At 71.0% G+C, this 6,224-nt stretch carries 7 protein-coding genes and 1 pseudogene; 5 read left to right on the plus strand and 3 right to left on the minus strand.

All coding sequences use genetic code 11. The features are described from left to right. From E5198_RS19910 to coaBC, 3 genes and pseudogenes are all read right to left on the minus strand, one after another. Nucleotides 1-767 (minus strand): annotated as a pseudogene (locus E5198_RS19910) (phosphomannomutase/phosphoglucomutase); the annotation flags it as partial. A gap of 32 nt (nt 768-799) precedes the next feature. Beyond that, complete coding sequence (gene dut, locus E5198_RS19915; RefSeq protein ID WP_136491661.1) at nt 800-1,255, minus strand: dUTP diphosphatase; 456 nt, start codon at nt 1,253-1,255, stop codon at nt 800-802. A gap of 6 nt (nt 1,256-1,261) precedes the next feature. Next, the gene (gene coaBC, locus E5198_RS19920; RefSeq protein WP_136491662.1) at nt 1,262-2,470 is read right to left on the minus strand and encodes a bifunctional phosphopantothenoylcysteine decarboxylase/phosphopantothenate--cysteine ligase CoaBC; all 1,209 of its coding nucleotides are present in this window, start codon (nt 2,468-2,470) and stop codon (nt 1,262-1,264) included. Nucleotides 2,471-2,650: 180 nt separating this feature from the next. On the opposite strand from coaBC, the gene radC reads away from it, so the two are divergent. From radC to E5198_RS19945, 5 genes are all read left to right on the plus strand, one after another. After that, complete coding sequence (gene radC / locus E5198_RS19925) at nt 2,651-3,325, plus strand: DNA repair protein RadC (protein WP_136491663.1); 675 nt, start codon at nt 2,651-2,653, stop codon at nt 3,323-3,325. Between the two features lie 220 nt (nt 3,326-3,545). After that, on the plus strand, nt 3,546-3,782 hold the full coding sequence (gene rpmB, locus E5198_RS19930; protein WP_090350585.1) for a 50S ribosomal protein L28: 237 nt from the start codon (nt 3,546-3,548) through the stop codon (nt 3,780-3,782). Between the two features lie 11 nt (nt 3,783-3,793). After that, the gene (gene rpmG / locus E5198_RS19935; protein WP_090350581.1) at nt 3,794-3,949 is read left to right on the plus strand and encodes a 50S ribosomal protein L33; all 156 of its coding nucleotides are present in this window, start codon (nt 3,794-3,796) and stop codon (nt 3,947-3,949) included. 135 nt (nt 3,950-4,084) lie between these two features. Then, the gene (locus tag E5198_RS19940; protein WP_136491664.1) at nt 4,085-5,578 is read left to right on the plus strand and encodes an aldehyde dehydrogenase; all 1,494 of its coding nucleotides are present in this window, start codon (nt 4,085-4,087) and stop codon (nt 5,576-5,578) included. Between the two features lie 83 nt (nt 5,579-5,661). Then, nucleotides 5,662-6,224 (plus strand): MFS transporter (locus E5198_RS19945; protein ID WP_136491665.1); only part of this gene is annotated, 563 nt, incomplete at its 3' end.

Here is a 6,224-nt window from a genome sequence, read left to right on the forward strand (position 1 = left end):
CCGGCCAGCCCCAGCAGGCCGGCCAGCAGTCCCTGCCAGGGCGCCGGCGCGGCCGGCTGCAGGGCGCTGCCGGGGCGCAGGGAGAGCTGCCAGTGCGGGTGGGCGGTCGGCCAGCTGTGCGCTTCGCCGCCGCCGTTGCCGCGCGCCAGCAGCAGCTGCGCCGGGCCGTCGGGATACTGCTGCAGCAGCTGCAGTTCGCCGACCTCGGCCGGCAGCGGCGGCAGGCGTTCGAGCAGCTGCTGCAGGTCGCGTACCAGCAGCAGGGTGCCCTGCACCCGGCCGCCGGCATCGGCGACCGCGGCCGCGCTGTACAGCAGCCAGCGCTCGCCGACCCGGTAGGCCTCGGGGGCTGGCGGTGGCCCCTGTTCGGCGCGGCGCAGCAGGTCGAGGGCGGCGAAGTTGAGCGGTGCCGCCCGCGATTCGTCGATCTGGGCGGCGCCGACCCGGTTGAGCTGGGCGTCGATCAGGTCGCTGCGGTGGGCGAGCAGGTGCCGGGTGGCGGTCTCTCGGCTGGCGGGGTCGCCGGCCAGGGCGGCGAGCAGCTCGGCCTGGCCGGCGGCGTCGCGGGTGTCCCGGCCGAGCTGGTGGAGGCCCTGCTGCAGGGCGCCGAGCGGACCGGCGGCCCAGGCGGCGAGCAGTTGCTGGCGGTTTTCCGTGCTGGCCTGCTGCCCGGCGTGGAGCAGCAGGCCGCTGCCGGCCAGCAGGCCGAGCAGGCTGCCGGCGGCGACCGGCAGGAGGCGGGTGCGCAGGAGGGAGGTCGACTTCATGGGCGACTCGGCGCGAAGGGGTGGAAGAACGCTCAGTGGCGACCGCTGTGGCCGAAGCCGCCGGCGCCGCGCTGGCTGTCGTCGAACTGCTCGACCAGCTCGAAGCGCGCTTGCACCACCGGCACCAGCACCAGCTGGGCCAGGCGCTCGCCGACGGCGATGGTGAAGGCGCTCTGCCCGCGGTTCCAGCAGGACACCATCAGTTCGCCCTGGTAGTCGGAGTCGATCAGGCCGACCAGGTTGCCGAGGACGATGCCGTGCTTGTGGCCCAGGCCCGAGCGCGGCAGGATCAGCGCGGCCAGCCCCGGGTCGGCGACGTGGATGGCCAGTCCGGTGGGGATCAGCACGGTCTGTCCGGGCTCGAGGGTCAGCGCCTCCTGCAGCATGGCGCGCAGGTCGAGGCCGGCGGAGCCGGGCGTGGCGTACTCGGGCAGCGGGAAGTCGCGGCCCAGGCGCGGATCGAGGATGCGGGCTTGCAGTGTGTGCATCGGGAGTCAGTTCCGGTGGTAGCGTTCGGCGATGAAGGCGATCAGCTGGCGGGCGATCTTGCCCTTGCTGGTCTGCGGAAAACTATTCTGCGCGAGCTGGCGGTCGATGATGGTGATCGCGTTCTCCTCGCTGTTGAAGCCGATGCTCGGGTTGGCCACGTCGTTGGCGACGATCAGGTCGAGGTTCTTGTCCCTGAGCTTGCGCGCCGCGTAGTCGAGCAGGTTCTCGGTCTCGGCGGCGAAGCCGACGCTGAACGGCCGGTCGGCGCGGGTGGCGAGGGTGGCGAGGATGTCCGGGTTGCGCACCATGCGCAGGGTCAGGCCGTCGTCGCTGCCCGGGTCCTTCTTCATCTTCTGCGCGGCGATCACCTCGGGGCGGTAGTCGGCCACTGCGGCGGCGGCGATCAGGATGTCGCAGGGCATCGCCGCCTCGCAGGCGGCCAGCATGTCGCGGGCGCTGACCACGTTGACCCGGCTGACCCGCTGCGGGGTGGCCAGGTGCACCGGGCCGCTGACCAGGGTCACCGCGGCGCCGGCCTCGGCGGCGGCCTCGGCGAGGGCGAAGCCCATCTTGCCCGAGCTGTGGTTGGTGATGTAGCGCACCGGGTCGATGGCTTCCTGGGTCGGTCCGGCGGTGATCAGCACCCGGCAGCCGGTGAGCAGGCCGCGCTCGAAGCAGTCGGCGGCGCGTTGCGCCAGCTCGTCGGCCTCCAGCATGCGCCCGGGGCCGACGTCGCCGCAGGCCTGGCTGCCGGCGTCGGGGCCGAACAGGCGCAGGCCGCGCTGCACCAGCAGCTCGGCGTTGGCCTGGGTCGCCGGGTCGCGCCACATCGCCTGGTTCATCGCCGGGGCCAGCGCCACCGGGGCGTCGGTGGCCAGCACCAGGGTGGTCAAGAGGTCGTCGGCGATGCCCTGGGCCAGGCGCGCCATCAGGTCGGCGGTGGCCGGGGCGATCAGCACCAGGTCGGCCCAGCGGGCCAGCTCGATGTGGCCCATGGCCGCCTCGGCGGCCGGGTCGAGCAGGTCGTTGAACACCGGGTGGCCGGACAGCGCTTGCAGGGTCAGCGGGGTGATGAACTCGCGGGCGGCGCGGGTCATCACCACGCGCACTTCGGCGCCCTGGTCGCGCAGCCGGCGGATCAGTTCGGCGCTCTTGTAGGCGGCGATGCCGCCGCCGACTCCCAGGACGATGCGTTTACGCTGCAACCGCTGCATGAGCCTGCCTTTTTATTCTGCGATGGAGGTGGATTGCGCGGCGTCGCGAACGGGGTCACAACGGCCGGCGCCGGGTTGAAAATCGGGCGGGCTAAGATAGCACAGCGCCAGTCGCGCCGGCAGCGCAGCCGGGCGGGCGCCGGCCGCCATGGGGGCGCGCCGCACACAGGGAGGTGGGGAATGAGCATCCGGGACTGGCCGGCCGCCGAGCGGCCGCGGGAGAAGCTGCTGGCGCAGGGCGCCGCAGCACTGAGCGATGCCGAGCTGCTGGCGATCTTCCTGCGCACCGGGGTGGCCGGGCGCAGCGCGGTGGACCTGGCGCGCCACCTGCTGGCCGAGTTCGGCGGCCTGCGTCCGCTGCTGGAGGCCGGGCTGGACGACTTCAGCGCCCATCTTGGGCTCGGCCCGGCCAAGTACGCCCAGCTGCAGGCGGTGCTGGAGATGGGCCGCCGCCACCTGGCCGCGCGCCTGCAGCGCGACTCGGCGCTGGAGAGCCCGCAGGCGGTGCGCGACTACCTCAAGGCGCGCCTGCGCCACGAGCCGCACGAGGTGTTCGCCTGCCTGTTCCTCGACACCCGCCACCGCGTGCTGGCCTTCGAGGTGCTGTTCCATGGCTCGATCGACGGCGCCAGCGTCTACCCGCGCCAGGTGGTCAAGCGCGCCCTGGCGCACAACGCCGCCGCGCTGATCCTCACCCACAATCATCCCTCCGGGGTGGCCGAGCCCAGCCAGGCCGACCGCCAGCTGACCCAGAAGCTCAAGGAGGCGCTGGCGCTGGTCGAGGTACGGGTGCTCGATCATTTCGTGATCGGCGACGGCGAGCCGGTTTCGCTCGCCGAGTACGGCTGGATCTGACAGAATGCGCGGCCTGTTTTCCTTGCCCGTCCGGTGGTCGGGTGCGCTGCATCTGCCTTGCGGGTGCGGCGGCTTTCTGCTATAAAACTGCGCTCTTTTCTGGGGCCCGACCTTTCAGGCCGTTGGCGCGGTCGGTAAGACCCCCGAAGAAACTGAGATTCATAGCGATTCAAGCGGCCAACCCATGCCGGGTTGGGCATGTGGTCAAGAGGGCTGAGGTATGTCGAGAGTCTGTCAAGTGACCGGTAAGGGTCCGGTTACCGGGAACAACATTTCCCACGCTAACAACAAAACCCGTCGTCGTTTCCTGCCGAACCTGCAGTACCATCGTTTCTGGGTCGAGTCCGAGAAGCGTTTCGTGCGTCTGCGCGTATCGGCCAAGGGCATGCGCGTCATCGACAAGCGCGGCATCGACGCCGTGCTGGCTGAAATCCGCACCCGCGGCGAAAAAGTCTAAGGAGCATCATCATGCGTGACCTGATCCGTCTGGTGTCCAGCGCCGGTACCGGCCACTTCTACACCACCGACAAGAACAAGCGCACCACCCCCGAAAAGATCGAGATCAAGAAGTACGATCCGGTCGTTCGCAAGCACGTGATCTACAAGGAAGCCAAGATCAAGTAATTGATCCGGCCCTTGAAGAAGAAACCCGCCCCTCGTGGCGGGTTTTTTCTTGCCGGCGATTTTTCCCCGCCGGCTTGCGCAGCTTTTCCCCCAGCGGCCATGATGTTCCGACCAACCGCATCCGGAGCACAGGACATGAGCAATCCGAGCCGCATCGAATGGGAACACCGCGCCAGCATCCTGCACATCGAGGGGCGGGCCTTCGTCCATGGCGAGTACGCGCCGGCGGCGTGCGGCGCGACCTTCGACTGCATCAGTCCGATCGATGGCCGCCTGCTGGCCCGGGTGGCCAGCTGCGACGGCGCCGACGCCGAGCGGGCGGTCGCCGATGCCCGCGCCGTCTTCGAGGCGGGAACCTGGTCGCGGATGGCGCCGGCCAGGCGCAAGGCGGTGCTGCTGCGCTTCGCCGGCCTGCTCGAGGCCCACGACGAGGAGCTGGCGCTGCTCGAGACCCTCGACATGGGCAAGCCGATCGGCGACGCCCTGAAGGTCGACCTGCCGGCCGCGGTGCGCGCCATCCGCTGGTGCGCCGAGGCCATCGACAAGCTCTACGACGAGGTGGCGCCGACCCCGCACGACCAGCTGGGGCTGGTCACCCGCGAGCCGGTCGGCGTGGTCGCCGCCATCGTGCCGTGGAACTTCCCGCTGCTGATGGCCTGCTGGAAGCTCGGTCCGGCGCTGGCCGCCGGCAACTCGGTGGTGCTCAAGCCCTCGGAGAAGTCGCCGCTGACCGCGATCCGCATCGCCCGCCTGGCGGTCGAGGCCGGCATCCCCGCTGGCGTGCTCAACGTGCTGCCCGGTTACGGCCACACGGTCGGCAAGGCGCTGGCGCTGCACATGGACGTCGACACCCTGGTGTTCACCGGCTCCACGCGCACCGCCAAGCAGCTGATGATCTACGCCGGCGAGTCGAACCTGAAGCGTGTGTGGCTGGAGGCCGGCGGCAAGAGCCCGAACATCGTCTGCGCCGATGCCCCCGACCTGCGCGCCGCCGCCCGTGCCGCGGCCAGCGCGATCTGCTTCAACCAGGGCGAGGTGTGCACCGCCGGCTCGCGCCTGCTGGTGGAGGCCTCGATCAAGGACCAGTTCATGACCCTGCTGCTCGAGGAAGTGCAGCGCTGGCAGCCCGGCCACCCGCTCGATCCGGCGACCAACGTCGGCGCGCTGGTCGACGAGCAGCAGCTCAATACCGTGCTCGGCTACATCGCCGCCGGCCACGCCGAGGGCGCCCAGCTGCGCTGCGGCGGCGGCCGGGTGCTGGCCGAGACCGGCGGGGTGTTCGTCGCGCCGACGGTGTTCGACGGGGTGAGCAACGCCATGAAGATCGCCCGCGAGGAGATCTTCGGCCCGGTGCTGTCGGTGATCGCCTTCGACGACCTCGACGAGGCCATCCGCATCGCCAACGACACCCCCTACGGGCTGGCCGCCGCGCTGTGGACCGGCAACCTGTCCAAGGCCCACCTGGCCGCCAAGGCGCTGCGCGCCGGCAGCGTGTGGATCAACCAGTACGATGGCGGCGACATGACCGCGCCGTTCGGCGGCTTCAAGCAGTCGGGCAACGGCCGCGACAAGTCGCTGCACGCCTTCGACAAGTACACCGAGATCAAGGCGACCTGGATCAAGCTGTAAGTCCGCCGGCCGGCGGGCCTGAAGACGGCCGGGCTTCCCGTTACGGGAGGTCCGGCCGCGTCGTTGTGGCGAGGAGGGCAGGCGTGCGCTGGGCTACCTACTGTGCGGTGACCGGAGCGGTGGTGCTGGTCGGCCTGGCCCTGGGCCTCAGCCTGCCGCTGGTGTCGCTGCGCCTGGACGCCTGGGGCTACGGCCAGTTCGCCATCGGCGTGATGGCGGCCATGCCGGCGCTCGGCGTGCTGCTCGGCGCGCGCCTGACCCACGCCTTCGCCGCCCTGTGCGGCACGCCGCGCAGCCTGCAGCTGAGCCTGCTGCTCAGCGCCCTGTCCGTGGCGGCGCTGGCGCTGTGGCCGGACTACGGGCTGTGGTTGCTGCTGCGCCTGCTGCTGGGTGTCTCGCTGACCGTGGTGTTCGTGCTCGGCGAGAGCTGGATCAACCAGCTGGCCAGCGACGCCTGGCGCGGCCGCCTGGTGGCGCTGTACGGCACCGGTTTCGCCCTCAGCCAGCTGTGCGGGCCGCTGTTGCTCGGCGTTCTCGGCACCGCCGGCGACCAGGCGCTGTGGCTGGCCGCCGCGCTGCTGGTGGCCGGCTGCCTGCTGCTGCTCGGCCGCGGCGGCGCGCCGCAGGTCGGCCACCAGGCGCTGGC

The sequence above is a fragment of the Pseudomonas sp. A-1 genome (genome assembly GCF_004801855.1).
GTDB lineage: Bacteria > Pseudomonadota > Gammaproteobacteria > Pseudomonadales > Pseudomonadaceae > Geopseudomonas.